Origin of the sequence: Bradyrhizobium sp. 63_E2_N1_3, assembly GCF_052076005.1 — a bacterium.
Taxonomy (GTDB): domain Bacteria; phylum Pseudomonadota; class Alphaproteobacteria; order Rhizobiales; family Xanthobacteraceae; genus Bradyrhizobium; species Bradyrhizobium barranii.
The window spans coordinates 4,692,238-4,716,119 of sequence record NZ_CP197235.1; the positions used below are offsets into that span (position 1 = coordinate 4,692,238).

Below are 23,882 nucleotides of genomic sequence, written 5' to 3' on the forward strand. Positions count from 1 at the left end.
TTTAATTTAAGTGCCGCCGTCGTGGTTTGCATCATCACGCGACGGGTCGTTAGTTTTTTGGGGGAGGGGGCATGCCGTTACAGCCGGTTCTCGGACAGATCATGCCTTTTGCGGGCGCAGTGATTCCCAGAGGTTGGGCGCTGTGTAACGGTGCGCTGCTGGCCATCCAGCAAAATTCCGCGCTGTTCTCGTTGCTCGGCACCTATTATGGCGGCAACGGAGTGACGACGTTTGCACTCCCGGATCTGCGCGGTCGCGCGATCCTCGGCTCGAGTGGCGCCGGCCAATATCCCGTGGGCATGACCGGCGGATCGTATATGGCCAGCCTCAATGTGCAGCAGCTCCCGGCCCACAATCATCTCATTCAAGTGTCCGCAGCGGTCGGAGGAGGCGGACGCGGGAGCGTCCCTCCCACAGGCAACGTCTTCGCGACAAACTCACTGCCGGCGACCAACCCGACGAAGATTTTTGCCGCAGCCGGGAGCGGCGACACGCCATTGGCCACCGCCACCAATCTGGTGAACGAAGGCGGCAACCAGCAGCATAACAACATGCAGCCCTATCTCACGATCAGCTATCTGATCGCGACGCAGGGGATTTTTCCGTCGCGAAGCTGAGCGGCTGCACGGCCGCATTTTCGCAAACGTAATCCGTCCACTTCAATTTTCCCATATTCGCGCATTCGCCGATCGGATCGGAACGGGCGCACACCAAAGGATCATATGCGATGGCAGATCCGTTTCTCGGCGAGATCAGGTTGTTTGGCTTTCCGCGGGTGCCGGACGGCTGGTTCGCCTGCAATGGACAGTCGGTCTCGATTGCCCAGTTTGAGACGCTTTACGCCGTGATCGGCACCACCTATGGCGGCGATGGCGTCAACACGTTCAACCTTCCCGATCTACGCGGCCGTGTGCCGATCGGACAGGGACAGGGGACAGGCCTTCCGAACTATACGCTGGGCCAGCCCGGGGGTGAGGAGAACCACACCCTGATCGAAGCCGAAATGCCGACCCACAGTCATGCGCTGATGTCCTCGACCGTGACGGCAACGGATGTAACGCCCGGGCCGACCCTTCATCTTGCCACGGCGTCAGCAGGTGAACTCTACGCACCGATTGCGAACGCCGGGACGTACTCCACGATGGCCCCCTGCGTCGCCACTTCGGGCAACAGCATCGGGCACAACAACATGATGCCGAGCGTGGTTGCCAATTACTGCATTTGCTACGCGGGCGTCTTCCCTTCGTCCGGTTAGGCTGCGCACGCATCCGTATTCAGTCTCAAGGAAAGACAACATGTCAGATCCGTTCGTCGGAGAAATCCAGGCTTTTACGTTTCCTTTTGCAGTCGGCGGCTTCAACAGCGCCTGGCTGCCGTGCGACGGCCAGCTCCTGCCAATTCAGGGTCACAGTGCGTTATTTGCACTCATCGGTACCTATTACGGCGGCAATGGCACGACCAATTTCGCCTTGCCGAACCTGAACGGTTCGGTCGCGATCGGTCAGGGGCAAGGCCCGGGATTGCAAAATTATGTCGTCGGCGAGACCGTCGGCAGTTCGACGGTGACGCTGATCGGCGACAACATGGCGAGGCACACGCACGCCCTGCAACTCGGCAACAAGAGCGCGACAGGCGCTACGGCAGGTCCCGGCGCGGCGGGGACCACGGTTGCGATCGACCCGAACTTCACCGGCTTCACGGCGCCACCCGGCAGTCTCACCTTGGTGCCAAGCGCCGTCACACTCACCGGGCAGAACCTGCCGCACGACAACATGCAGCCGACCCAGGCGATCGTCTGGTGTATCGCCTACGCGGGAATCTTTCCGGCTTTCGGCAGCTCCTGAACGATCTTGAGTGCGCGACGGCATGATTGACGGCGCGCCGCTCGACATCGTCCCGGACGATCCGGCCCTTCGGCTTCGGCCCGCAGGCCCGAATGACGAGCCGTTCATCCGGCGTCTCTTCGAGGAGGTGCGGACGGGGCAATTCACCGCGACGGCATTGTCCGGGCCGATCGTCGGCCAGATCATCGCACAACAGTTCCGCAGCCAGGCGGCCGGCTATGCCGCGCAGTTTCCGGGGGCGATCTCGCTGATCGTCACACAGGATGGGACCGCGATCGGCCGGCTGCTGCTTCATTGCGAAAGCGAGCACTGGCACATCATCGACATCGCGCTGCTGCCGGCCGATTGCGGTCGCGGCGCCGGCACGAAGATCCTCGACGCTCTCGAAGCGAGCGCACGGCAGCAGGGTGTCGGCGCGCTGACGCTCTCAGTGCTCGCGGACAATTCGGCCGCGCTCAGGTTTTACCTGCGGCGAGGATTTGCCGAGACCGGGCAGGCGGGCGCCGCTCACATCGCGATGAAAAAGGATCTCGGCTAACGCACAGCCGCTTCGCGCAGGAACTTCAGCAGCGCAGCGTTGACCTCGTCGGGCCGCTCCTGCTGGACCCAATGGCCGGCGCCCTCGATGATCAGCTTCCGCGTCAGATTGGGCAGCACGCGCTCGAGCTCGTTGACGCGCTTGGCGCCGATCAGGCCGGTGATGACGGCGTCTTTCGAACCGGCAATGAAGAGCGATGGCTGATGGATCTGCGCGTCCTGCCAGGGCGCCGTCAGCTCCCAATTGCGGTCGAGGTTGCGATACCAGTTCAGCCCGCCGCGGAAGCCGGACTTGCGGAAGCTTTCGGTGAAATAGGCGAGGTCAGCCTCGCTGAGCCAGTTGGGCAGCGGCTCCTCGGCGAGCGCGTGACCGAGAAAGCCCTTGCCCTCCTGGACGAACATCGCGGCGCTGGGATCGGCAAGGCCGCGCCCGCCGAGCACGATGCGCATGGTGCGGGCGATGTCACGCTCGAACTCGGCCTCGGCGACGCCGGGTGTCTGGAAATACTGCCAGTAGAAATTGGTGACGCCGCCCTGGCGCAGCAGATCGAGCGGCTTGCCGCGGCCGCGGAATGGCGGCGGCACGCTCAGGCCCGCCACCGCCGTGAAGATGTCGGGCCGGAACAACGCCGCATGCCAGGCGACCGGCGCGCCCCAGTCGTGGCCGACCACCATCGCCTTGCTCTCGCCGAGCGCGTGCACGAGGCCAACGACGTCGCCCACCGTGTCGAAGATCGAGTAGGCGGCGACGTCCGCCGGCGCCGCGCTCTGGCCGTAGCCGCGCATGTCGGGGGCAACGACGTGGAAACCGGCGTCCGCCAGCGCCGGGATCTGGTGGCGCCAGGAGTAGGATAGCTCGGGCCAGCCGTGGCACAGCACCACCAGCGGGCCCTGGCCGGCTTCGCGGATGAACAGGTCGATCCCGTTGGCCTTGATGACGCGGGTGGACAACATCGCTTTTCCGCCTTGTTTCAGGGGTTTGGTCGGGAAATATCAGGTGCCACGATAGGGGCGCGCCGAGAATCGTGCAATCTCGGGTTCGGCGGCCAGCCCGGTGTTGTTCGCACCGGTTCCTGCTGTTAGAACGCCGCTCTCAGGGCTTCGCCATGGCATTTCGTCTTTTTCCGCTCCGTCGCACCCGGTTCTCCGCCGGGGCGCTGGCGCGCGGGCTGATCGCGGCGGTTCTGGTGGCTGGCATCGGCTGGGGCGGGGCCCTGTACGCCGCCAACCAGAGCATCCAGGGCGCCAAGAAAGCCGAGGATTCCGGCTTCGATGGCGATGCCCCCACCGCGATCCTGATCGAGGCCTCCAGCGGCAGCGTCCTGTTCGAGAAGAGCGCCGACGAACTGCGCGCGCCCTCCAGCATGATGAAGCTGATGACGGCCGAAGTCGTCTTCAATGCCATCAAGAAGGGCGACATCAAGCCGACCGACGAGTACCGGATCAGCGAGAACGCCTGGCGCAAGGGCGGGGCGCCCTCGGGCGGCTCGACCATGTTCGCCGCCATCAACAGCAAGGTTTCGGTCGATGACCTCCTGCATGGTGCGATCATCCAGAGCGGCAATGACGCCTGCATCGCGCTGGCCGAGGGCATTGCCGGCAACGAGAAGATCTTTGCCGCCGACTTCATGACCAAGCGTGCCCGCGAGCTCGGCATGACGAAGTCGACCTTCGGCAATTCCAACGGCCTGCCCGATCCCGGCAACAAGATGACGGTGCGCGAGCTCGGCGTCCTCGCTCGCCACATCATTCTCGACTTCCCCGAATTCTACAAACTGTTCGGCGAGAAGGAGTACACCTGGAACAAGATCCGCCAGCCCAACCGCAATCCTCTGCTCAATTCGATGGAAGGCGCTGACGGTCTGAAAACCGGCTACACCAAGGAGGGCGGCTACGGCATGGTCGGCTCGGCCGTGCAGAACGGCACGCGGCTGATCGTGGTCGTCAATGGCCTGGAAGATCCTGAGGATCGCGCCACCGAAGCCAAGAAGATGCTGGAATGGGGCTTTCGCAATTTCGAGACCCGCACCCTGATCGCGGCCGACCAGCAGGTTGGCTACGCAAAAGTGTTTGGCGGCGAGAGCCGCTCGGTCAAGCTGGTCGCCAAGACGCCCGTCAAGGTGATGGTGCACAAGAACGGCAGCGACAAGCTGATTGCGCGCATCGTCTATAGCGGACCGGTGCGCGCGCCGATCGAAGCCGGCCAGAAGGTCGGCGTGGTCAAGGTCTGGCGCAGCGGCAATATCGCGGTGGAGACGCCCGTCTATGCCGCCGAAGCGATCGGCACCGGCTCGACCATGCGCCGCGCGATCGACGGTGCCAGCGAGCTCGTGATCGGCATGTTCCGCGCGGGCGCCGAGAAGCTCTGATCATGAGTGAGAGCGCAGCACAGCGACCGTCCGGACGCGGACGCTTCATCACCTTTGAAGGCGGCGAGGGCACCGGCAAGTCGACCCAGATCAAGAAGCTCGCCGACCGCCTCACTGCGGCCAGGATGCGCACCCTCGTCACGCGCGAGCCCGGCGGCTCGCCGGGTGCCGAGATCATGCGTCACCTGGTGCTGTCGGGGATGGGCAAGCTGCTCGGGCCCGAAGCCGAGACGCTGCTGTTCGCGGCTGCACGCGATGACCATGTCCGCACCGTGATCCAGCCTGCGCTCAATTGGGGCGCCTGGGTGCTGTGCGACCGCTTCGCCGACTCGACGCGGGCCTATCAGGGCAGCCTCGGCCGCGTGCCGATGGGCCTGATCAACGCGATGCAGCGGGTCACGATCGGCGATCTCAAGCCGGACCTCACCCTCATCCTCGATTTGCCGGTCGAGATTGGATTGCAGCGCGCCGCCGTGCGTCGTGGTAGCGGCACACCGGACAGGTTCGAGGGCGAGCAGCTCAGCTTCCACCAGGGCCTGCGCGAGGCCTATCGCAAGATCGCCGAGGACGATCCCGGCCGTTGCGTCCTGATCGATGCCAATTCCGATCCCGACACGGTTGCTGGACGAGTCTGGACGGCGCTGCGCGACCGTCTTCTCCCCACCCCTGCATCGGTGGTTTCCCTATGAGCCCGCGCCAGGCCGAACGCGAAACCGCCATTCCGCATCCGCGCGAGACGAGCCTTCTGTTCGGCCATCGCGAGGCCGAGACGGCGCTGCTCGCGGCCTATCGCAGCGGGCGCATCCCGCATGCCTGGCTGATCGGCGGGCCGCAGGGGATCGGCAAGGCGACGCTGGCCTATCGCATGGCGCGCTTCGTGCTTTCCAACGGCCAGCCGCTGGCGCCGTCCGTGCAGCGCGCCGAGACCCTCGCGATCGATCCTGATAACGCCGTGGCGCGGCAGGTTGCGGCCAGCTCGCATGGCGGTCTGTTGACGCTGGAACGCACCGCCAACGACCGCGGCGTGATGCGCACCGTGATCACCGTGGACGAGACGCGGGAGACGATCGGTTTCTTCGGCTCGACTGCCGCGGCAGAAGGCTGGCGCGTCTGCATCGTCGACACCGTCGACGAGCTCAATCCGAATGCCGCCAACGCACTGCTGAAAATCCTCGAGGAGCCGCCGCAGCAATCGCTGTTCCTCCTGGTCAGCCACGCGCCGGCGCGCGTGCTCGCCACGATCCAGTCGCGCTGCCGCAAGCTGCGCCTGCGCCCGCTCGACACGGATGATGTGATCGGCGCCGCAGCTTCGACGGCTGACCTCGATCCGAACGATCCGGCGCTGCGCGAGGCCGCGGAGGCCTCCGAGGGCAGTGTCGCGCGGGCGCTGACGCTGCTCGGCGGCGATGCCCTGAAGCTGCAGCAGCGCACGGCGGCGCTGCTCGCGCGCCTGCCACAGGTCGATCCGCGCGAATTGCACACGCTCGGCGATTCGCTCGGCACCAGCGATCGAGTCGCGCTGGCGGCCTTCATCGACGGCATCGATCGCTGGATTGCGGAGCGCCTGCACTCCGACGAGGCCAATGCCAACCAGAATCTGCCGCGCCTTGCGCGCCTAGCTGAGGTATGGGAAAAGATCGTCCGCGCCGCGCGCGACACCGAAACCTACAATCTGGAGCGAAAGCCCTTGGTTTTCTCGGTGTTCGGCTGGCTGGCGGACGCAACGCGCTAGAGCATGATCCGGAAAAGTGTGCAGCGGTTTTCCGACAGGATCATACTCCAAATAATGACCTAACGCAGGTTCGTTTCCAAATTTCGAGAAGCCGGTAAAGGAATTCGTCGTGGCCACGCGAGCTAAGAAAACCGCCAGGGGCAAGAGCAGCAAGAAGAAGGCTGCCAACAAGGCCGTGAAGAAGGCCGTGAAGGCGCTCGCGCGCAAAGCTGCCAAGAAGGTCAAGAAGACCAAGAAGGCTGCCGTCAAGAAGGGCGTGAAGGAAAGCGCTGCGAAGACGACAAAGAAGGCCGGCAAGAAGGCTGCGAAGAAGCAGGTCGTCGCCAAGAAGGCGGTGAAGAAAGCGGCCAAAAAGGCAGCCAAATCTCCGGCGAAGAGCAAGGCTCCTCCGGCAAAGAAGGTCGCCAAGAAAGCGAAAGTGACCGCGCCTGCCGTGACCGCAGCACCGGCTCCTGTCGCCACGCCGCCGAAGGTTGTGAAGCCCAAGGTGTCGAAGCCCAAGGTGTCGAAGCCTGAGGCGCCGCCCGCGCCGAAGCCCGTCGCAGCTCCGCAAGCCGCAACTCCCGTTGCTGCGCCCGCGCGCGACAACGTCTTCTACATCTCGACCGCCATCGCCTATCCCAACGGCAGCCCGCATATCGGCCACGCCTATGAGGCGATCTCGGCCGACGTGCTGGCGCGCTTTGCGCGGCTCGACGGCAAGGACGTGTTCTTCCTGACCGGCACCGACGAGCACGGTCAGAAGATGGTCCAGACTGCGCAGAACGAGGGCCTGACCCCGTCCGCGCTCGCGACCCGCAATGCTGGCCGCTTCAAGGAGATGGACGAGCGTCTGAACGTGTCGTTCGACCGCTTCATCCGCACCACCGAAGAGCAGCACCATCGCTCCAGCCAGGAGATCTGGCGGCGCATGGAAGCGAACGGCGACATCTACGCCGACAGCTATGCCGGCTGGTACTCGGTGCGCGACGAGGCGTATTACGCCGAGGACGAGACGCGCCTGAACGACGACGGCGTGCGCCTCGGCCCGCAAGGCACGCCAGTCGAATGGGTCGAGGAGAAGAGCTATTTCTTCCGCCTGTCGGCCTATCAGGACAAGCTTCTGAAGCTCTACGAAGATCATCCTGAATTCATTGGCCCGGACTCGCGCAAGAACGAGGTGGTGAGCTTCGTACGCGGCGGCCTGCGCGATCTCTCGATCTCGCGCACGACCTTCGATTGGGGCGTGAAAGTGCCCAGCGACGAAGAGCACGTGATGTATGTCTGGGTCGACGCGCTGACCAATTACATCACCGGCGTCGGATTCCCCGACGAGAGCGACAAGAACTGGCGCTACTGGCCGGCCGACGTGCACATCATCGGCAAGGACATCATCCGCTTCCACGCGGTCTACTGGCCCGCATTCCTGATGTCGGCCGGCATTTCGCTGCCGAAGAGGGTCTATGCCCATGGCTTCCTGTTCAACAGGGGCGAGAAGATGTCGAAGTCGGTCGGCAATGTCGTCGACCCCTTCAATCTTGCCGACCAGTATGGCGTCGACCAGATGCGCTATTTCTTCCTGCGCGAGGTCTCGTATGGCCAGGACGGCAACTACAACCACGATGCCATCGTCGCGCGCATCAATGCCGATCTCGCCAACGACCTCGGCAACCTCGCGCAGCGCTCGCTGTCGATGATCGCCAAGCAGCTCGGCGGCGTGCTGCCGGAGCCGGGCGAGTTCAGCGACAACGATAAGGCGATTCTGGCGATGGCGGACGGCATGATCGCCGCATCGCGCGAAGCGATGGCGACGCAGCAGATCCATCACTGGCTCAACGCCGTGTGGGCCGTGGTCGCGGAGGCCAACCGCTATTTCGCGGGCGAGGCGCCGTGGGCGCTCGCCAAGACCGATCCTGTCAGGCAGAAGACGGTGCTCTATGTCACCGCCGAAGTCGTGCGCCAGATCGCGATCCTGGCCCAGCCGGCGATGCCGACTGCCTCGGGCCTGCTGCTCGACAGCCTCGGCATTCCCGCGGGCGAGCGGAACTTCGCGATGCTCGGGGGCGCCAAACGGATCGCGCCAGGCTCGACGCTGCCGGCGCCAACACCGGCGTTCCCGCGCTACATCGAGCCGGCGGCCTAGGGCGTTCGGGCGATGCTGGTCGACAGCCACTGCCATCTGGATTTTCCGGACTTTGCGGAAGACCTCGACGGGATCGTCTCGCGTGCACGTGCGGCCGGCATCGGCCGTATGGTCACGATCTCCACGCGGGTGCGAAAGCTCAATCAGCTTCTGGCCATCACTGAGCGCTACGATGACGTCTACTGCTCGGTCGGTACCCATCCGCACAACGCGGACGAGGAAGACGGCATCTCGCCGGACGAGCTGATCGGGTTGACCGGGCATCCCAAGGTCGTCGCGCTCGGCGAGGCCGGGCTCGACTATTTCTACGACAACGGCGCGCCGGAGGCGCAGGCGAGGGGCTTTCGCGCGCACATCGCCGCGGCCCGTGCGACCGGCCTGCCGCTGGTGATCCATACCCGCGAGGCGGACGAGGATTGCGGCCGCATCCTGGAGGAGGAGGCCGCCAAGGGATCGTTTCGCGCCGTGCTGCATTGCTACACGGGCGGGCGCGAGCTGGCGCTGAAGGCGGTGTCGCTCGGGCTCTATATCGGCTTCACGGGCATCCTGACCTTCAAGAAATCGGAGACCCTGCGCGCGCTTGCGGCTGAACTGCCGTCGGACCGTATTCTGGTTGAAACAGACTCGCCCTATCTTGCGCCCGGCAAGTTCCGGGGCAAACGCAACGAGCCGGCCTATGTGGTCGAGGTCGCCAAGGTGCTCGCCGAAATGCGCGGCGTGTCGCTCGATGAGATCTCACGCCAGACCACCGAAAACTTCTTCCGCCTGTTCTCCAAGGTGAAATCTTAGGACTGGGAGCCGCATGACGCTGACGCTGACGATCCTGGGCTGCGGCTCCTCCGCCGGCGTGCCGCGCCCGGCACTCGGCTGGGGCGCCTGCGATCCCAACAATCCAAAGAACCGCCGCCGCCGCTGCTCGCTGCTGGTTGAGCAGACATCACACCACGGCACCACGCGCATCGTGATCGACACCTCGCCCGACCTGCGCGAGCAGCTCATCGATACCAATGTCGACCACATCGACGCGGTGTTCCTGACCCATGAGCATGCCGACCAGACCCACGGCATGGACGATCTGCGCTCCGTCGTGCTCCACATGCGCAAGCGCATTCCGGTTTATTTCAACCAGTCGACCGCGAAAGACATCATGGCGCGGTTCTCCTACTGCTTCATCTCGCCCGAGGGCAGCGACTATCCGCCGATCCTGCACCGGCATTCGATCGAGGCCGGCGAAAGCCGGACCATCAGCGGCAAGGGCGGCGACGTGACCATGACCGCCTTCCTGGTCCAACACGGCCAGATTCCCGCGCTCGGCTATCGCATCGGCAATGCCGCCTACACGCCCGACCTCAACGACATCCCGCGCGAGAGCTGGGGCGCGCTGGAGAATCTCGATCTCTGGATCGTCGACGGCTTGCGCTACACCCAGCATTCCAGCCATTTCAGCATCAACGATGCGCTGTCCTGGATCGAGCGCTTCAAGCCGAAGCGGGCCGTCATCACCAACATGACGGCCGACGTCGATTACGAGGTGATCCGGCAATCGCTGCCCGCGGACGTGGTGCCGGCCTACGACGGCATGCGGCTCGAGACGCACTGATCGCGCCGGCTCGGTTCAGGCCGAGATCGCCTTCGACGAGCCGACCTCGTTACGCAGCAAGAATTTCTGGATCTTGCCCGTGGACGTCTTCGGGATCGGTCCGAACACGACGGCCTTCGGCGTCTTGAAGCCGCTCATATGCGTGCGGCAGAAGGCGATGATCTCGGCTTCGGTCGCGCTGGCGCCGTCCTTCAGTTCGACGAAGGCACAGGGCACCTCGCCCCATTTCGGATCGGGCTTTGCGACGACGGCTGCGAACAGCACGGCCGGATGCTTGTAGAGGATGTCCTCGACCTCGACGGAGGAAATGTTCTCGCCACCGGAAATGATGATGTCCTTGGAGCGATCCTTGATGATGACGTAACCGTGCTCGTCGAGCACGCCGAGGTCGCCGGTGTGAAACCAGCCGCCCTCGAAGGCTTCCTTCGTCGCCTTCTCGTTCTTGAGGTAGCCCTTCATCACGATGTTGCCGCGGAACATGACCTCGCCGATGGTCTCGCCGTCCCGGGGCACCTCCTGCATCGTCTGCGGATTGATGACGGTGACGCCTTCCTCGAGCGGGTAGGGCACGCCCTGCCGCCGCTTCATGCTGGCGCGCTCGGCGGCGGGCAGATCGTCCCAGCCGGGTTGCTCGGCGCAGACGGAGGCGGGGCCGTAGACCTCGGTCAGGCCGTAGACGTGCGTGAGCCTGATGCCGATGCTCTCCGCGCCTTCCAGCACGGCAACCGGCGGTGCGGCGCCGGCGATCAGGCCCACGACGCGGCGCGCGGCACTGCCCTTCGGCGCGTCGGGTGCGTTGATCAGCGTGTTGTAGACGATCGGCGCGCCGCACATGTGGGTGACGCCGTGCTGCTTGATCAGCTCGAAGATTTTTGTCGGCTCGACCTTGCGCAGGCAGACGTTGATGCCGGCGGCCGCCGCGATGGTCCATGGGAAGCACCAGCCGTTGCAGTGGAACATCGGCAGCGTCCAGAGATAGACCGGATGCTGGCCGAGTTGGCCGGCGAGGATGTTGCTGACGGCGTTCAGATAGGCGCCGCGATGATGGGTGACGACGCCCTTGGGATTGCCCGTGGTACCCGAGGTATAGCTCAGCGCGATGGCGTCCCATTCGTCGCCTGGCGGGATCGCCGCGAAGTCCGGGTCGCCTTGCGCAACCGCCGCCTCATACTCGATCTCGCCGATACGCTTGCCGCCCTTGAAAGCGGCGTCGTCGACGTCGACGACGAGCGGCTTCGGCCCCTTCATCTGCGCCAGCGCGTCGGTGATGACAGTCGAAAACTCCGGATCGACCAGGATGATCTTGGCGCCGCCATGATCGAGCTGAAACGCGATCGAAGGCGCATCGAGACGGATGTTGAGCGCATTGAGGACGGCGCCGGTCATGGGGACGGCGAAGTGCGCCTCGTTCATCGCCGGAATGTTCGGCAGCATCGCCGCGACGGTATCGCCGACGCCGATGCCCTTGCCGCCAAGCCAGGACGCAAAGCGCTTGCAGCGCTCATGCGTCTCGCGCCACGTGAAGCTGCGGCCCTCATAGACCGTGCTGACGTGGTTGGGATAGACGGCAGCGCTGCGCGCGAGGAAGCTCAGCGGGCTCAGGGGGACGTAGTTGGCGGGGGTTTTGTCGAGGCCCATGTTGTACTGGTTCTGCCGCTCGCTCATCGACACCCTCCTTGACGCCGCCTTACAGGAATCCGATCGAGATCCAGGGGAAGATCGCGACGATGATCAATCCCACCAGCAGCGCCAGCAGATAGCCCCAGATCGGCCTGATGCCTTCGGCCGGATCGACGCGTCCGATGGCGCAGGCGGCATAATAGCCGACGCCGAAGGGCGGGGCGAATAGCCCGATACCCATCGCCAGAATGATCACCATGGCGTAGTGCACCTCGTGCACGCCGACGGCACGGGCGATCGGAAACAGCAGCGGCCCGAACAGCACGATTGCCGGAATGCCCTCGAGCACGCTGCCGAGGATGGTGAAGGCCAGGATCGACACGGCGATGAAGGTCGCAGGCCCCCCGGGCAATCCGGTCATGGCTGAAGCCAGCGAGCGCGAGAAGCCGGATTGGGTGAGCCCCCAGGCCATGCCGGTCGCCGTGCCGATGATCAGGAGGATCGCGCCCGACAGCGCCGCGGTCTCGACCAGCATGGGAAACAGCCGCCGCCAGTCGAAGCGGCGGTAGACGAGGAGGCCGACCAGGGCGCCGTAGACGATGCCGATGGTGGAGACTTCGGTCGCGGTCGCAATGCCCTCGACCACGGCGTAGCGGATCACGAAGGGCAGCGCGAGCGCGGGCAGGGCGATGATGAAGGTCTTGCCGATCTCGCCACCCGTGGCGCGGCGGACATGGCTCATGTCCTCGTGGCGGTAGCGCCACCACACCAGCATGCAGAGCGTGATGGCGAGCACGACGCCGGGCAGCAGGCCGCCGGTGAAGAGGGCGGCGATCGAGACGCCCGTGACCGAGCCGATCGTGATCAGCACGAGGCTCGGCGGAATGGTCTCGGTTTGGGCACCCGTAGCCGCAAGAAGCGCCACGAGGTCGCCGGGCTTGGCGCCGCGCTGCTTCATTTCCGGGAACAGCACGGGCGCCACCGCCGCCATGTCGGCAGCCTTGGCGCCGGAGATGCCGGAGACGAGGTACATCGCGCCGACGAGCACGTAATGCAGGCCGCCGCGGACATGGCCGAGCAGGCTCGCCAGGAACGCGACCATGGCCCGCGCCATGCCGGTCATCTCGATCAGGAGCCCCAGGAACACGAACAGCGGCACCGAGAGCAGGATGAGGTGGCTCATGCCCTCGTCCATCCGCCCGACCAGCACCATGACCGGCGTCCGCGTGGTCAGCGCCAGATAGCCGTAGATCGCGAGGCCAAACCCGAACGCAATGGGAACGCCGGCAAAGACGCAGAAGCCTGCGACGCCGACGAAGAAGATGACGAGGTTGAGATTGCCGAGCGGCCGCAGATAAGGCTGCGCCAGCCAGAACAGACCGACGATGACGGCAACCGATATCACCGCCGTCAGGACCATGCGGTAATCGGCGGCGCGCAGCAACCGCAGCAGCGCGAACACCGCCATCAGGCAGATGCCGGCCGGCAGCGCCGCGGCGCGCCACATGTTCGAGATCTGGAGCGCCGGCGTGGTGATGAAGCTTTCCTCGTAGGCGTATTCGGCGGATGGCCAGACGATCAGCGCCAGGAACGCCAGCGCCGCGCAGGTCGCGACCACGTCCAGATAGGCGCGCAAGGCCGGCCGCGCGCTCGCGACGAGCGCCGTCATGCGCATGTGCTCGGAGCGGCGGAACGCGACCGCGGCGCCGAGCATTGCCAGCCACAGGAACAGGATCGAGGCGAGCTCATCCGACCAGATCAGCGGCCGGTGCACGCCGTAGCGCGCGACCACACCCGCAAACAGGATCACGATCTCCGCGACCACCAGAATGGCCGCGGGGATCTCGACGGCGAGGCCAAGGATGCGCTCCAGCGAGGCCAGCACAGGGGATCGGCGAGGGGGCTGAACAGCCACCTCGCCCACCACTCCGGTCGCCTCAACCTCGACATGAGCCATCTCGATAAGAACCTCGGCGGCCCCAACGCGCGTTACGACAGCTTGCCGACGGCCTTTTCCAGGAGATCCCAGGCCTGGTCGCCATACTTGCCCTTCCACTCGGCATAGAAGCCGGCGGAGCGCAGCTTGTCACGGAACGGCGCCACCGCAGGCTGGTTGAAGGTCAGGCCCTTGCCCGCGAGCTCCTGCTGGAGGTTCGCATTGAGCTTCGCGGTATCCTCACGCTCCTTAATGGCGGCGGCGTTGATGTTCTTGGCGACGATGGTGCGCACATCCTCCGGCAGCGCGCTCCAGGCGCGGCGGTTGGCCAGGAACCAGAAGCCGTCCCACATGTGGTTGGTCAGTGAGCAGTACTTCTGCACCTCGTACAGCTTGGCGGTCGAGATGATCGCCAGCGGGTTCTCCTGGCCCTCGACGATCTTGGTCTGGAGCGCGGAATAGACCTCGGCGAAATTGATCGAGGCGGGCGCCGCATCGAACGCCTTGAACATCGAGGTCCACAGCGGCGACACCGGCACGCGGATCTTGAAGCCCTTGAGGTCGTCGGGACCGTTGATCGGCTTGCTCGACGACGTGGTCTGGCGGAAGCCGTTGTCCCAGATCTTGTCCATGACCTCGAGGCCGGCCTTCTTGATCTCGCCGCGGACATGGACGCCGAGGTCGCCGTCCATGGCCTTCCAGACCGTGCCGTAGTCCGGGAACGCGAAGCCGATGCCGTTGATGGACGCGGCCGGCACCAGGGTCGACAGGATCAGGCCTGACAGCGTGAAGAACTCGACGCCGCCGGACCGGATCTGGCTCAGCATGTCGGTGTCGGAGCCGAGCTGGTTGTTCGGGAAGATCTGGAGGTCGAACTTGCCGTTGGTCTCGGCCTTGATCGCCGCCGCCATCTCCCTGGCGCGCACGTTCAGCGGATGGGTGTCAGGCAGGTTGTTGGCGTATTTGTAGGTGAACTCGGCGCTCTGGGCGCGGGCCACATGGGGCGCACCGAGGCCGCCCAGGACCGCGGTCGCGGCGGAGGCCTTGAGAAGCGTGCGTCGGGAAAAGCTCATGGGTCTGCTTCCTCGGAAGTTTGTTGTTGTTCTGAGATGCAAACCTATACGGACGGAAGGCCTGAAGGTCATCTGCGATCTCGCGAGGTCTCGCTTATTGCAGCCGGGCACCGTCGCGGCAATATCGGCTTTCGGCAGATGGGCCGGATTCAAAATCTGAAAAACAACCCCATGCACAGTAGCCGTCAAGAGCCGGGAGGCCAGTCGCCGCGCATCGCGGAAACGGACGGCAAGCGAAGGCGCGGTGTCAGGAATTCGATCTAAATATCTGATCTAATTGTATATATAAATATTCCATAATATACCTTATGCGAATTACGGATGTGGCGGTCCGGGCTGGGGCCCGCCTGGCGCATGGTCGCCGAAATCCCTCCCCACCGTTCATGGTGAGCCGCGTTGCTGGCCGTGGCGTCGCGGCGCATCGCCGCGCGCGGGCTCAGCTGTGCATTCTTCTGAGCGGGTGACGCTCGCGCACGGCGTCACCCGAGATGGTCCGGCCGGCAGTCAGGACGGCGCCGCGAAGTCGTAGGAGATGCGTCCGGCGGGCAGATAGAACAGCGCGATGACGGCGCCGCCGCGCACCTCAGGATAGTGCCGGCTGCCGGGGTCGGGCGCGGTCCAGCCAGGCCCTTGCCAGCCCTGCAGCCCCTTGAGCTCGGCGCCCTTGTCCAGCGGCACGACCAGGTTCAGTTCCCCGTATGGGTGACCGTGATATTGCCCGCGGAGCACGTCGTGGTCGTCCTCGTCCTTGAAGCGGCGCGGATCGGTGCTGTTCATGTAGACGGCCGTGATGCTGAACTGGAACGTTTCAGGCGTCGGATCCATGATGCGGCTGCGCCGGTAGTTCGGACCGTCGACCTCCTGGTTCGCCGCCCAGCCTTCCTCGACGCCGCGCTTAATCAGCCGCGCCAGGTCCTGGTAGAGCTGGCTGCCCTCGCCGTAGGTTTGGTTGAGCCACCGCTCCATCTCCGCGCCGGGCGTCATGTCCTTGACCTCGCGGAGAAACGGAATGCTGCACTGAATCAGTTCGTCTCGGCTTCCCATGGCGTTGTCCTTTCCATTTGGGTTGCACTTTGTTCTTCAAAGCCCGCGAACGAGGCGAAGTCCGCGATGTCCGCGCGCGGCATCAGCCTGCCCGCGATTTGGTGCCTGGCACGGCCGATCGAAATGCCGCACACGACCATTTGCTCCGCCGGGATCGACAGCAGCGGACGCAGGATCCGGTGGTATTTCGAGAACGTCTCCTGCGGACATGACTGGAGCCCATGGCCTGCCGCAGCCAGCAGCACGTTCTGGATGAACATGCCGAGGTCGAGCCAGCTGCCGACCTCCAGGCGCCGGTCGATCGTGACGATCAGCGCGACGGGCGCGCCGAAGAACGCATAGTTCTTGGCGGTCTGGCCGCTCCTGGCTTTGATATCGGTCTGGGCGATGCCGAGCGAACCGTAGAACAACCGGCCGAACTCCTGTCGTCGTTGCAGGTAGGGTTCGGGCAGATCACTGGCGTAGTATCTGTATTCCGACATATGCGCGTCGCGGGCGGTTTCGTGCGCCTCGCGCAGCGCCACCGAGACCCTGTCTTTGGCATCGCCGGCCAGCACGTAGACGTGCCAGGGCTGGATATTGGCGCCGCTTGGCGCAAACCGTGCCACGCGCAGAATCTGCTCGATGGTCCCTCGCCCGACCGGCGCGCCCGAGAAGTCGCGGCATGCAAAACGGCCTGCGATGATCTCGTCTATGCCGCTCTGCACGGCTGCGCCCTCGCCGATCATGGCTGCTTCAGGAGCGGACATCCGCCTTGCTCCATCGGCCGGAAGGCTTCCTCGCCCGGAATCGTCGCCAGCAGCTCGTAATAGTCGAACTTGTATTTGGACTGCTCGGGCGACTTGACGCGAAACAGATACATGTCGCGGACCAGCCGGCCGTCCTCGCGGATCCGGCCATTTCTGGTCATGAGATCGTTCACGGGCATGGCGCGCATCCTGGCGGCTATGATCGGCCCATCCAGCGTGCCGGCCGCCTGGACCGCCCTAAGGTAGTGCATCACCGCGCCATAGGTGCCGGCGTGGATCATGGTCGGGACCTTCTGGGTCTTGGCGATGAAGCGCTTCGACCACGCCCGTGTATCCTCGTTCAGGTCCCAATAGAACGCCGAGCTCAGCATCAGGCCCTGGGCGCTCTGGAGCCCGAGACTGTGAATGTCAGCAATGAAGACGAGCAGGCCGACCAGCTTCTGCCGCTGCGTGATGCCGAATTCGCCGGCCTGCTTGACGACGTTGATGAAGTCGCCGCCGGTGTCGGCGAGCGCGATCACGTCCGCCTTCGAGGACTGTGCCTGGAGCAGGAAGGACGAAAAATCCGGCGTATTGAGCGGATGTTTCACGGCGCCGATCACCTTGCCGCCCATGGCATCGATGACCTTGCGGCTGTCGGCCTCGAGCTGGGCGCCGAGAGAATAGTCGACCGAAATGAAATACCAGGACTTTGCGCCGAGACGCGACATCGCCCGTGTCGTTCCCTGCGACAGCGCATACGTGTCGTAGGTCCAGTGAATTCCGGTCGGCGAGCATTCGTCGCCAGTCAGGCGCGACGTGGCGGCGCCGGTGGCGAGGAACAGTTTCTTCTTGTCCCGTGTGATGCCCTGCACCGCCAGCGCGACCGCAGAATTCGGCACGTCGAGGACGACCTCGACGTTTTCGTTTTCAATCCAGCGCCGCGCGATGGTCGCTCCCACATCGGCCTTGTTCTGGTGGTCTCCCGCGACGATCTGGATACCGCGCCCCAGCACCTGACCACCGAAATCGTCGACCGCCATTTGCGCCGCAACCACCGAGCCCTGGCCGCCATTGTCGGCGTAGAGCGAGGACATGTCGGTGAGAACGCCGAGCTTCACCGGACCGTCCTGCGCAATAGCCGGCGCCGTGAACAGCGCCAGTGCCAGTCCGAAAGCTCCGATCGACATCCCGCAGGATTTCATTGCCCATCTCCTCCAAATCCGGCGTCGGGATCATGACGGGATCGCGCGAATGCGGAAGTGAAACTCTTGCAGAGTGATCCTGAACCGCCTTCAGATTGGTGGCGCGAACGGCCAGGCGTCGCGGTCCGGGCGCCCTGCTCGGTTGCGTCGGCTGCGCGCATGGCCTTAACTGGAATAGATCGCAGTTATGCAACGGGCGCGCGATCCGCCTGCGACGGTGTCCTGCACGTGGCTGTTTCCTTCAAGACCCTGGACCTGAACCTGCTCAAGGTCTTCGACGCCGTCATGGAGGAGCGCAGCGTGCTGCGGGCGAGCCAGCGGGTTGCGCTCAGTCAATCCGCCGTGAGCCATTCGCTCGCCCGGCTCCGCGAGATGCTGGAAGACGATCTGTTCGTGCGCACGGCGACCGGCATGCAGCCAACCGCGCGTGCATTGACGATGGCTCCACAGGTTCGCGAAGCGCTGCGATCTCTCGAGGCGGCGGTCGAGCAGCCGCGCTTCGTTCCGGCGGCCTCGACCCGACAGTTCACCCTGGCCGCCAACGACTTCACCACGATGGTGCTGGCGTCACCGCTCCTGAAGATACTTGGGCTTGAGGCGCCGGCGATCGACCTGATTATCAAGCCGGTGACGCGGATCGACCTCGCCGAGCAGATCGACCTCGGTCGCATCGACGTTGCGATCGGCGTCTTCTCGGATCCGCCGAACCGCTTTCGGACCTCACTGTTGTTCGAATATGACGACGTGCTGATCGTGGGCGGAAAGCGCAAGCTCGGTCGGATCGACAACGCGGCCCTGGCGCGCATGCCGCTGGTCGTTGTCTCCTTCGGCGGCGAGCAGGAGGGAGCGATCGGAGGCTTCATCTCCGAGCGTGGCCTCGCAAGGCGATCGGAGATGTATGACCGCGCGGCACTCGAACGGGCATTGTCCGAAAGCGACCGGCCGCCGCGCATAGCTGTTTCGCTGCCGCATTTCCTGGCGCTGCCCGCCCTGCTCGCGGACTCTGAACTCGCGGCCATCGTTCCGCGTCCATTGGCGCGGGCATTCGAACGTGAGCATGCCATCACGACGTACGAACTGCCTTACGCCACAACGCCGGTCGAGGTCCGGCTGTTGTGGCACGAACGTATCGAGGGCGAGCCGTCGCATGACTGGCTTCACGATATCCTCAGGCGCGCGACAGCGGATCTCAGGCGTGGACGCTAGCTGGAGACGCTCTCAGTCCTGGTTCCATTTTCCATCGGGTCGTTCGGTTGGGGCGCGCGAGTGGAAGGTTGTGCTAGACTAGGCGTCGCAGTCCTGAAGAGGTCAACGATACAAGGCGGTCCCAACCGCCCGCCCAAGGGAGCCCTGTCATGCAAGAGAGCGCCGCCCGCGCGAACAGCTCGCGCGCCATTCCGTTCGATGCCGCCAAACTCGACAAGCTGATGGACGCCGCCGGCCTCGACGTGCTGGTCGCGACCTCCAAGCACAATGTGCAGTACCTGCTGGGCGCCGAGCGCGCGATTTTCTTCGACTACATGGACGCCATGGGTGTCAGCCGCTATCTGCCGGTCCTGGTCTATCCCAGGGGCGCGCCTGATAAGGCGGTCTATATCGGTCACCGTCTGGAAACCCATCAGCGTGCCGTGGCGCCGCCATGGGTGCCGCAGGTCCGCACCGAATCCAATGGCTCGGTGGATGCCGTGACGCGGGCCGTGGGCCTGATCCGGGATGCCGGCGTGCCCTTGAAGCGGGTCGGGGTCGAGATGGCGTTCCTGCCGATGGATGCAGGAAGGGCGCTCGCCGACGCCCTGCCCGGTGCCGAGCTCAAGGACGCGCTGCTGGTGCTGGAGCGGCTGCGGGCGGTTAAGTCGGCCGATGAGCTGGCCAAGCTCAAGACCGCATCCGAACTGGTGATTGCCTCGATGCTGGAGGTGATCGCCGGGCACGGGCCCGGCACGACCAAGCAGCAATTGTCGGACGGCTTGCGCATCGCCGAGGCCAATCGCGGCCTGACGTTCGAATACTGCCTGCTCGCCTGCGGCAGCAGCCACAACAGGGCGCCGTCATCGCAGCGCTGGGAGCAAGGCGACGTGCTGTCGCTCGACTCCGGCGGCAATTATCACGGCTATATCGGCGACCTCGCCCGCATGGCCGTGCTGGGCGAGCCCGATGCCGAACTGAGAGACTGTCTGGCCGAGATCGAAGCCGTGCAGCGCGCCGCGTTCGCCACGGTCCGGCCGGGCGCTCTGGGCGGCGACATCTACGTCGCGGCCGAACGGCAGCTTGCCCAGATCACCCAGCGCGACTGCACCGATTTCCTGGCCCACGGCATGGGCCTCGTCAGCCACGAGGCCCCTCGCCTGACCGCGAAGGGCCCGGTCCCCTACGACGACACCGACGCCCGCCTGCCGCTCGAAACAGGCATGGTGGTCTCGATCGAGACCACCATGAAGCATCCGAAGCGCGGCTTCATCAAGCTCGAGGACACGGTTGTGGTGACGCCGACCGGGTATGAGATTTTTGGCGAGGGCGGACGGGGGTGGAATTTGGGTGGCAGCGCGCTCTAGCCTGATGGCGTTGCAATACCCTCATGGTGAGGAGCGCGGCACGCGCGTCTCGAACCATGAAGGCCCGCCTCTCGCGTGTGGCCATCCTTCGAGACGCCCGCTTTGCGGGCTCCTCAGGATGAGGTGCGGAGTGTGGTGAAGCTGCGCAATTACCGCGCCAGCAGCATCTCCAGCTGGCTCTGCGCCTTCTTCACCGCGCCCGCGAACCAGCTCTGGCTTGGCGCTTCCTTGGCGAAACATTTGGTGTAGGCCTCCATCGCCTGGTCTTCCTTGGCCATGGCGTCCTCTGGAGTCTTCCTGGCCATCATCTGCTTCCAGACTTTTTCGCAGGCCGGGATCTCGGCCGTCTTCACGGCGTCGGTGACGGCGAGGAAGAAGACCTTCTCGCCCTGGATCGCGACGACATCGATTTCGTGCGGCGCGCCCTTCAGGTCGCCGTTGCCGCGCACGCCGAGCACGGCGACCGCGGTACTCGTGGATGCGGGCTTCGTGATCGGCAGCTCGGCATATTTGGCGAAGGCCGAGTCCTGGATGGCTTGATAGTAGAAGCGATCCGGCTTGAAGGCTGCGGCGATCTCCTGCGGCATGCCGTCTTCGCGGTGCTCGCGCAGCCAGTGCTTGAGCAGACCTGTGGTGGTCACCACGGCCTGCATCTTGTCGCCTTCGGAGGCAAAGCCCAGACCGTCGAGATGGCCGAAGCCCGAGTCGCCCTTGAACAGCGTGTCGGCGTTCGACTTGCCCTCGGCCGGCAGCCCCTTGATCGTGACCGGTCCGACCAGGCCGCGCAGCACACCGGTCAGCTCGTTGAGCGCTGCATCGTGCTGCTTGAAAGTCTCGTCGTTCTCCTTGGCTTTGGAGAATTTTGCGATGTAGCGATCGCGTAAATCGAGATAGTGCTGCTCGGGCGTGGCGGCGTCGGTTGGCGTCGCGAAAACGAGCAGGCAGAGCAAGGCGAGCGATCTCATTGCAATTTCCGGAAGACTGGGAGCGATCTCCAGTCTTTGTGCCGGTGCCGGACTGGAAGGTTCATCGGCTCCTGAACTGCAAACTGCGCGGCGGCCGGAGGTGTCGATGTACCCGTTTCAGGTTGACAAGAGCGGCCGTCCAGCGCCAAAATTCGGTTGGGTCGATACACCCGCTGCCTGCGCCCTTTGGGGATGGTGAACGTATCAAAGTCGCCCTCACCCTCGCTATTGGCGAGCGGGTCGGCAAGGCAGGCACCGATCTTCTCCGTTCGCCGATACGGGTGCTCTCATGCGCGATTTCCGCGATGCGAAGGCTATGGCTCGTTCCTTGCGCGATGCCTTGAATGCCAAAGCCGTGCAAACCACTCACAGCGAAGCTTTGGAACTGATCGCGAAAGCGTTCGGGTACGAGAACTGGAATATTCTGTCGGCCAAGATTGATGCGGCGCAGCCGAGTGCTGGCGTGCAGAATCCTGCCCAGCAGGATCGTCCCATCTACTGTTCGTTCTGCGGCATGAACCAGCATGAAGTGAGCAAGCTGGTGGCTGGGCCAGCTGTCTTTATATGCGACGAATGTATCGACCTATGCACCGATATCGTTGATGAGCAGCTGCTTCGCCTCATCGAAGGCGATGCAGACAGTGCTCGCGCCATGCCCACCGATAGACTGCTTCACTATGTGGAGCACGCGAACAAAGGGGTGGAGCGCAATCGGCTGTTGTCGCAGAACATCGAAAGGGTTTTTGCGCTTCGACAGAACGCTTCGGCGGCAAATGATGACGTGTTCAAGACATCCAACGTCGCCCGATTGAGAGGCAAGACGTCCGACGAACTGCTGGCGATGAAGAAGTTTTCGCTCAGTCAGTCGAAGCGTTACGAGCAGGCGCTGCAGACAGCGATGCCCATCGTCAACGAGCGGACTCGGTAAACGCGCAGACGATCGAGCGGCACGCCGGCCCTACTCCGCCGGCGTGAGTTGCTGCCGGCTCAGGCGCATCGCCGCCGTCTCGCGCGCCCGGACGCGGGCGCGGCGCTTGCGCCACCAGATCACGACGCCGGTGACCGACAGTGCCGCCACCACGAGGCCCATGATCGAGATCAAGATGCGGCCGAACAGCCCGACGATGCGGCCCGAATGTAGCGGGAATTGCGCCTGCACGAAGATGTCGGCGGCCGTGCCGACCCAGGGCAGCCGTTCGCCGATCGGGCGGCCGTCCTCGCTGTCGTAATAGAGCTGCGCCGGCCCGACGCCGCCGGCGCCGTGATCGTCGCCGGGATGAAAGAACGCCGCGGCATAGACGCCATGGGCCGGGCCGTAGCTGAGCGCGCCGACCGGGACGGTCCACCCTCGCCCCTTGCCCTCAGCCGCCGCGCGCGCAGCAATGTCGGCGAACGTCACCTTGGGCTCGATGGGATCGTCGGGATTGCGGTAGGGCCGCTGCTCATAGGGCGTCGGCGTGTAGTTCGACACCATCTTCATCATCGGCGAGAACACCTCGAAATAGAGGTTCAGCGAGAACGCCGTGAAGGCGATGACGAACAGCACGCCCCAGGTCCACAGGCTGAAGGCGCGATGGATGTCGAAATTGATCCGGTAGGCGCTGCCCGATGCCTTGATGGTCCAGGCCGGCGCCCAGCGCGCCCAGAAGCCGCGTTCGAGCTGGCGCGTGACCTGGGGCGCCCGCGCGGTCTTGGCGCGCCGTCGCGAGGGCAGCGTCAGATAGAAGCCGACGAAGCAATCGATGGTCCAGATGATGGCGATCACGCCGAGCACGCGCATGCCCCAGCGATCGCTGCCCCAGAATTCCGGGATGTGCATGGTATAGTGGAGCTTGTAGAGGAACGAGACGAAGTTTTCGCGCGTCACCGGCCACACCGCGCCCCAATAGCGCCGGCCGAGCTCCGCGCCGGTGTTGGGATCGAGGAAAATCTGGTTGTAGTCGATCGCGAAGCGTTTTCCCGTCGCCGGATCGATCCGCGGCATCACGAAGAACCACAGCGAGTGCCCCTCCTCCGGCGTCATGAAGAGGTAGACGACGCGCGCGCGGGGATCGCGCTGCTCGATCATCTTCGCGAGCTCGATCGAGGGAATGGCCGGGCCTTTGCTGGTGACATCGAACAGGTGGTGATTCAGCACCTCGTCGATCTCGTGGTCCCAGGAGATGATCGCCCCGGTGATGCCGGAGAAGAACAGGAATCCGGCCGTGAGCAGTCCCGCCCAGCGATGCAGCCTGCCAAATATCGCTCTCATCGTCTCGACTCTCATTAAGCGGGTCGGGCGCGCTGCGCCGGCGCTTCCACCGAGACCGTGGGAATTTGAGTCTGCGCCTGTACGGGCGCGAAGGGAACGCAGAGAGCGAATGTGCTGACAGCGCCGAAGAAAAGCACCTGAAGCTGTCGAACACGCGCATTGGAGCACGAACGAAGTTGGAAGTCTGACACGTCTAGCGAGGTCCCGCGCTGCCGGCTTTGCCGGAATGATTTTTGGACTCTCGCCCTAACGCGGGGGCATTCTCAGTGCGAGAGACGCAGAGTTAGAATCTATCGAGACCGGG

General features: G+C 64.5%; 21 protein-coding genes and 2 pseudogenes. 14 read left to right on the forward strand and 9 right to left on the reverse strand.

Annotated features, from left to right (window positions below):
* Positions 1–71 precede the first annotated feature (71 nt).
* The 4 genes from AB7531_RS22315 (at position 72) to AB7531_RS22330 (ending at position 2,382) form a co-directional block, all read left to right on the forward strand.
* On the forward strand, positions 72–617 hold the full coding sequence (locus AB7531_RS22315) for a phage tail protein (protein ID WP_063983286.1): 546 nt from the start codon (positions 72–74) through the stop codon (positions 615–617).
* Positions 618–727: 110 nt separating this feature from the next.
* Entirely contained in the window at positions 728–1,255 is a 528-nt protein-coding gene (locus AB7531_RS22320; RefSeq protein ID WP_063983287.1) for a phage tail protein, read from the forward strand.
* Positions 1,256–1,295: 40 nt separating this feature from the next.
* Entirely contained in the window at positions 1,296–1,844 is a 549-nt protein-coding gene (locus tag AB7531_RS22325; RefSeq protein ID WP_441280057.1) for a phage tail protein, read from the forward strand.
* A gap of 22 nt (positions 1,845–1,866) precedes the next feature.
* On the forward strand, positions 1,867–2,382 hold the full coding sequence (locus tag AB7531_RS22330; protein WP_063986371.1) for a GNAT family N-acetyltransferase: 516 nt from the start codon (positions 1,867–1,869) through the stop codon (positions 2,380–2,382).
* On the opposite strand, the gene AB7531_RS22335 is transcribed toward AB7531_RS22330, so the two are convergent.
* A complete protein-coding gene (locus AB7531_RS22335) occupies positions 2,379–3,335 on the reverse strand; it encodes an alpha/beta fold hydrolase (RefSeq protein WP_063983289.1) in 957 nt (318 codons plus the stop codon). The two genes, AB7531_RS22330 and AB7531_RS22335, sit on opposite strands and share 4 nt — an antisense overlap.
* 152 nt (positions 3,336–3,487) lie before the next feature.
* On the opposite strand from AB7531_RS22335, the gene AB7531_RS22340 reads away from it, so the two are divergent.
* The 6 genes from AB7531_RS22340 (at position 3,488) to AB7531_RS22365 (ending at position 10,204) form a co-directional block, all read left to right on the forward strand.
* Positions 3,488–4,750 carry a D-alanyl-D-alanine carboxypeptidase family protein gene (locus AB7531_RS22340; protein ID WP_063983290.1) on the forward strand — a complete coding sequence of 421 codons (1,263 nt, stop codon included), beginning with the start codon at positions 3,488–3,490 and terminating at the stop codon, positions 4,748–4,750.
* 2 nt (positions 4,751–4,752) lie between these two features.
* Positions 4,753–5,439 carry a dTMP kinase gene (gene tmk / locus AB7531_RS22345; protein ID WP_063983291.1) on the forward strand — a complete coding sequence of 229 codons (687 nt, stop codon included), beginning with the start codon at positions 4,753–4,755 and terminating at the stop codon, positions 5,437–5,439.
* Positions 5,436–6,482, forward strand: a complete 1,047-nt coding sequence (locus AB7531_RS22350; protein WP_063983292.1) for a DNA polymerase III subunit delta' — start codon at positions 5,436–5,438, stop codon at positions 6,480–6,482. The genes tmk and AB7531_RS22350 overlap by 4 nt, the downstream gene beginning before the upstream one ends.
* Positions 6,483–6,591: 109 nt before the next feature.
* Positions 6,592–8,604, forward strand: a complete 2,013-nt coding sequence (gene metG, locus AB7531_RS22355) for a methionine--tRNA ligase (RefSeq protein WP_084795126.1) — start codon at positions 6,592–6,594, stop codon at positions 8,602–8,604.
* Between the two features lie 12 nt (positions 8,605–8,616).
* Positions 8,617–9,393 carry a TatD family hydrolase gene (locus tag AB7531_RS22360; protein ID WP_063983293.1) on the forward strand — a complete coding sequence of 259 codons (777 nt, stop codon included), beginning with the start codon at positions 8,617–8,619 and terminating at the stop codon, positions 9,391–9,393.
* A gap of 13 nt (positions 9,394–9,406) precedes the next feature.
* Entirely contained in the window at positions 9,407–10,204 is a 798-nt protein-coding gene (locus tag AB7531_RS22365; RefSeq protein WP_063983294.1) for an MBL fold metallo-hydrolase, read from the forward strand.
* A gap of 15 nt (positions 10,205–10,219) precedes the next feature.
* Here the strand turns inward: AB7531_RS22365 and AB7531_RS22370 are convergent, their stop codons facing one another.
* The 6 genes from AB7531_RS22370 to AB7531_RS22395 form a co-directional block, all read right to left on the reverse strand.
* Positions 10,220–11,869, reverse strand: coding sequence for an acyl-CoA synthetase (locus AB7531_RS22370; RefSeq protein ID WP_063983295.1), 1,650 nt, complete (start codon positions 11,867–11,869; stop codon positions 10,220–10,222).
* A 22-nt stretch (positions 11,870–11,891) separates the two neighbouring features.
* A complete protein-coding gene (locus AB7531_RS22375) occupies positions 11,892–13,781 on the reverse strand; it encodes a TRAP transporter large permease (protein ID WP_063983296.1) in 1,890 nt (629 codons plus the stop codon).
* Positions 13,782–13,813: 32 nt separating this feature from the next.
* Entirely contained in the window at positions 13,814–14,833 is a 1,020-nt protein-coding gene (locus AB7531_RS22380) for a TRAP transporter substrate-binding protein (RefSeq protein ID WP_063983297.1), read from the reverse strand.
* 504 nt (positions 14,834–15,337) lie between these two features.
* Positions 15,338–15,877 (reverse strand): 4-hydroxylaminobenzoate lyase, encoded by a 540-nt coding sequence (locus tag AB7531_RS22385; protein WP_063983298.1) that lies wholly within the window; start codon positions 15,875–15,877, stop codon positions 15,338–15,340.
* Positions 15,856–16,605 (reverse strand): nitroreductase, encoded by a 750-nt coding sequence (locus AB7531_RS22390; protein ID WP_063983299.1) that lies wholly within the window; start codon positions 16,603–16,605, stop codon positions 15,856–15,858. The genes AB7531_RS22385 and AB7531_RS22390 overlap by 22 nt, the downstream gene beginning before the upstream one ends.
* Positions 16,602–17,810, reverse strand: coding sequence for an ABC transporter substrate-binding protein (locus AB7531_RS22395; protein ID WP_063983300.1), 1,209 nt, complete (start codon positions 17,808–17,810; stop codon positions 16,602–16,604). The genes AB7531_RS22390 and AB7531_RS22395 overlap by 4 nt, the downstream gene beginning before the upstream one ends.
* A 228-nt stretch (positions 17,811–18,038) precedes the next feature.
* On the opposite strand from AB7531_RS22395, the gene AB7531_RS22400 reads away from it, so the two are divergent.
* Together AB7531_RS22400 and AB7531_RS22405 are read left to right on the forward strand one after the other, a co-directional pair.
* Positions 18,039–19,016 (forward strand): LysR family transcriptional regulator, encoded by a 978-nt coding sequence (locus AB7531_RS22400; RefSeq protein WP_063983301.1) that lies wholly within the window; start codon positions 18,039–18,041, stop codon positions 19,014–19,016.
* A gap of 149 nt (positions 19,017–19,165) precedes the next feature.
* On the forward strand, positions 19,166–20,362 hold the full coding sequence (locus AB7531_RS22405) for a M24 family metallopeptidase (protein ID WP_063983302.1): 1,197 nt from the start codon (positions 19,166–19,168) through the stop codon (positions 20,360–20,362).
* A 149-nt stretch (positions 20,363–20,511) separates the two neighbouring features.
* Here the strand turns inward: AB7531_RS22405 and AB7531_RS22410 are convergent, their stop codons facing one another.
* On the reverse strand, positions 20,512–21,327 hold the full coding sequence (locus AB7531_RS22410) for a hypothetical protein (RefSeq protein WP_441280058.1): 816 nt from the start codon (positions 21,325–21,327) through the stop codon (positions 20,512–20,514).
* Positions 21,328–21,616: 289 nt separating this feature from the next.
* Here AB7531_RS22410 and AB7531_RS22415 point away from each other — a divergent pair.
* A pseudogene (locus tag AB7531_RS22415) lies at positions 21,617–21,769 on the forward strand (glyoxalase superfamily protein); the annotation flags it as partial.
* 72 nt (positions 21,770–21,841) lie between these two features.
* Positions 21,842–21,935 (forward strand): annotated as a pseudogene (locus tag AB7531_RS22420) (ClpX C4-type zinc finger protein); the annotation flags it as partial.
* Between the two features lie 350 nt (positions 21,936–22,285).
* On the opposite strand, the gene fsrB reads toward AB7531_RS22420, so the two are convergent.
* Positions 22,286–23,578 carry a siderophore utilization protein FsrB gene (gene fsrB, locus AB7531_RS22425; protein WP_063983305.1) on the reverse strand — a complete coding sequence of 431 codons (1,293 nt, stop codon included), beginning with the start codon at positions 23,576–23,578 and terminating at the stop codon, positions 22,286–22,288.
* Positions 23,579–23,882: the final 304 nt, after the last annotated feature.

Coding starts and splice junctions, on each gene's coding strand:
- AB7531_RS22380 (WP_063983297.1), bottom strand. CDS start 14,833: ATGAGCTTTTCCCGACGCACGCTTCTCAAGGCCTCCGCCGCGACCGCG.
- AB7531_RS22335 (WP_063983289.1), bottom strand. CDS start 3,335: ATGTTGTCCACCCGCGTCATCAAGGCCAACGGGATCGACCTGTTCATC.
- AB7531_RS22325 (WP_441280057.1), top strand. CDS start 1,296: ATGTCAGATCCGTTCGTCGGAGAAATCCAGGCTTTTACGTTTCCTTTT.
- AB7531_RS22320 (WP_063983287.1), top strand. CDS start 728: ATGGCAGATCCGTTTCTCGGCGAGATCAGGTTGTTTGGCTTTCCGCGG.
- AB7531_RS22395 (WP_063983300.1), bottom strand. CDS start 17,810: ATGAAATCCTGCGGGATGTCGATCGGAGCTTTCGGACTGGCACTGGCG.
- AB7531_RS22330 (WP_063986371.1), top strand. CDS start 1,867: ATGATTGACGGCGCGCCGCTCGACATCGTCCCGGACGATCCGGCCCTT.
- AB7531_RS22365 (WP_063983294.1), top strand. CDS start 9,407: ATGACGCTGACGCTGACGATCCTGGGCTGCGGCTCCTCCGCCGGCGTG.
- AB7531_RS22410 (WP_441280058.1), bottom strand. CDS start 21,327: ATGAGATCGCTCGCCTTGCTCTGCCTGCTCGTTTTCGCGACGCCAACC.
- AB7531_RS22315 (WP_063983286.1), top strand. CDS start 72: ATGCCGTTACAGCCGGTTCTCGGACAGATCATGCCTTTTGCGGGCGCA.
- AB7531_RS22350 (WP_063983292.1), top strand. CDS start 5,436: ATGAGCCCGCGCCAGGCCGAACGCGAAACCGCCATTCCGCATCCGCGC.
- fsrB (WP_063983305.1), bottom strand. CDS start 23,578: ATGAGAGCGATATTTGGCAGGCTGCATCGCTGGGCGGGACTGCTCACG.
- AB7531_RS22375 (WP_063983296.1), bottom strand. CDS start 13,781: ATGGCTCATGTCGAGGTTGAGGCGACCGGAGTGGTGGGCGAGGTGGCT.
- AB7531_RS22340 (WP_063983290.1), top strand. CDS start 3,488: ATGGCATTTCGTCTTTTTCCGCTCCGTCGCACCCGGTTCTCCGCCGGG.
- AB7531_RS22405 (WP_063983302.1), top strand. CDS start 19,166: ATGCAAGAGAGCGCCGCCCGCGCGAACAGCTCGCGCGCCATTCCGTTC.
- tmk (WP_063983291.1), top strand. CDS start 4,753: ATGAGTGAGAGCGCAGCACAGCGACCGTCCGGACGCGGACGCTTCATC.
- AB7531_RS22370 (WP_063983295.1), bottom strand. CDS start 11,869: ATGAGCGAGCGGCAGAACCAGTACAACATGGGCCTCGACAAAACCCCC.
- AB7531_RS22390 (WP_063983299.1), bottom strand. CDS start 16,605: ATGATCGGCGAGGGCGCAGCCGTGCAGAGCGGCATAGACGAGATCATC.
- AB7531_RS22360 (WP_063983293.1), top strand. CDS start 8,617: ATGCTGGTCGACAGCCACTGCCATCTGGATTTTCCGGACTTTGCGGAA.
- AB7531_RS22385 (WP_063983298.1), bottom strand. CDS start 15,877: ATGGGAAGCCGAGACGAACTGATTCAGTGCAGCATTCCGTTTCTCCGC.